The following is a 2,240-nucleotide window of genomic DNA, read 5'->3' on the forward strand; positions in this document are numbered from 1 at the left end:
TGTCGACGACGCTCGAAAACGAGGCCATAGCGACGGTCGAAAACGAGGCCACCCAGACAGATTGGATGGGTGATCTCAGTGGAGGATTGGGCTCTGATCCGGCGGCTGGTCGCCGATGGTGTGCCGCAGCGTCAGGTCGCGCGGGATCTGGGGATCGGGCGGTCGACGGTCGAGCGGGCGTTGGCCTCGGACCGGCCACCGAAGTACGAGCGACCCTCAGTGCCGACGTCGTTCACGCCGTTCGAGCCGCTGGTACGGCAACTGCTGGCCGCGACGCCGGATATGCCGGCCACGGTGATCGCCGAGCGGGTCGGCTGGACCGGGTCGATCAGCTGGTTCCGTGACAACGTCCGACGGCTGCGGCCTGAACATCGGCCGGTCGACCCGGCGGACCGGTTGACCTGGCTGCCGGGTGATGCGGCGCAGTGCGACCTGTGGTTCCCGCCGCGGAAGATCCCGCTCGAGGACGGCACGAAGACGCTGCTGCCGGTGCTGGTGATCACGTGCGCGCACTCGCGGTTCATGCTCGCGCGGATGATCCCGACCCGGCACACGCAGGACCTGCTGCTGGGGATGTGGGAGCTGCTGCAACAACTCGGGCGGGTCCCGCGTCGGTTGATCTGGGACAACGAGTCCGGCATCGGCCGCGGCAACCGGCACGCCGACGGGGTCGGCGCGTTCACCGGCACCCTGGCCACCAGGCTGCAGCGGCTCAAGCCGTACGACCCGGAGTCCAAGGGCGTTGTGGAGCGACGTAACGGGTTCTTCGAGACCTCGTTCATGCCCGGCCGCGAGTTCAGCTCCCCGGGTGACTTCAACACCCAGTTCACCGACTGGCTCACGATCGCCAACAGCCGGATCGTGCGCACCATCAAGACCCGCCCGGTCGATCGGCTCGACGCCGACCGGGCGGCGATGCTGCCGCTGCCACCGGTGGCCCCAACGGTCGGGTGGGTCAACCGGGTCCGGTTGGGGCGCGACTACTACGTCCGCGTCGACTCATCGGACTACTCCGTCGACCCGGCCATGATCGGCCGGTTCGTCGAGGTGACCGCCGACCTGTCCCGGGTCGAAGTCCGCCACGACGGACGCCTCGTGGCCCGTCACGAGCGGGTCTGGGCACGCGGGACGACCATCACCGACCCGGCCCATGTCGCGGCCGCGAAGGTGTTGCGCGAGCAGTACCAGCAACCTGCCCGGGCAGCTGGTCCGGTGCCCGATACACACGAGGCACTGGTGCGGGACCTGGCCGACTATGACCGTGCCTTCGGCCTCATCGACGGCAGCCTCGGCAGCGTCGACGGATTCATCGAGGAGCCGGTCGACGTCCTGGCTGACGGCTCCGTGGATGAGGAGGTGGCGTGATGGCGACCACCACGAGCAAGACCAAAACCGACGCCACGGAGGCGCTCAAGCAGCTGACCTACCTCGCCGCCGCGTTGAAGGCCCCGCGGATCACCGAAGCCGCGGGCCGGCTGGCCGACCACGCCCGCGACGCCGGGTGGACCCACGAGGAGTACCTGGCCGCGGTCCTGGATCGTGAGGTCGCCGCCCGCAACGCCTCCGGCGCCCAGCTCCGCATCCGGGCCGCCGGGTTCGCCGCGCGCAAGACGATCGAGGAGTTCGACTGGGACGCCCAACCCGCCGCCCGGCAGCAGATCGCCGCCCTGGCCTCCGGCGGGTTCCTGACCGAGGCCCGCAACGTCGTGCTGCTCGGCCCGCCCGGCACCGGCAAGACCCACCTGGCCACCGGCCTCGGGATCGCCGCCGCCCACCACGGCCACCGGGTCCTGTTCGCAACCGCGACCGACTGGGTCACCCGCCTCACCGACGCCCACCGCGCCGGCCGGCTCCCGGCCGAGCTGGCCCGGCTCCGCCGCTACGGGCTGATCATCGTCGACGAGGTCGGCTACCTGCCGTTCGAGCAAGACGCCGCGAACCTGTTCTTCCAGCTCGTCTCCTCCCGCTACGAACACGCCTCGCTGATCCTGACCTCGAACCTGCCGTTCAGCGGCTGGGGCGGCGTCTTCGGGGACCAGGCCGTCGCCGCCGCGATGATCGACCGCGTCGTGCACCACGCCGACGTCCTGACCCTCAAAGGCGCCAGCTACCGACTCCGTAACCGCGGAATCGACACCCTGCCCAGCATCCGAACCCAAGACCCGGCAGACTAGAAACACACGACCCGGTGGCCTCGTTTTCGAGCGTCGGATCGGCCTCATTTTTGAGCGTTGCCGACA

At 69.8% G+C, this 2,240-nt stretch carries 2 protein-coding genes; both read left to right on the forward strand.

From position 1 onward, the window contains the following. Positions 1-69 precede the first annotated feature (69 nt). Positions 70-1,365 (forward strand): IS21 family transposase, encoded by a 1,296-nt coding sequence (gene istA / locus ACYVLP_RS23525; protein ID WP_460629717.1) that lies wholly within the window; start codon positions 70-72, stop codon positions 1,363-1,365. Then, positions 1,365-2,174 (forward strand): IS21-like element helper ATPase IstB, encoded by an 810-nt coding sequence (istB, locus tag ACYVLP_RS23530; protein WP_460629718.1) that lies wholly within the window; start codon positions 1,365-1,367, stop codon positions 2,172-2,174. Before istA ends, istB begins: the two co-directional genes overlap by 1 nt. Positions 2,175-2,240: the final 66 nt, after the last annotated feature.

Source organism: Intrasporangium mesophilum (assembly GCF_054783095.1).

Excerpts from the sequence above, each read along its gene's own strand:
- istB (WP_460629718.1), top strand. The coding sequence starts at position 1,365 with ATGGCGACCACCACGAGCAAGACCAAAACCGACGCCACGGAGGCGCTC.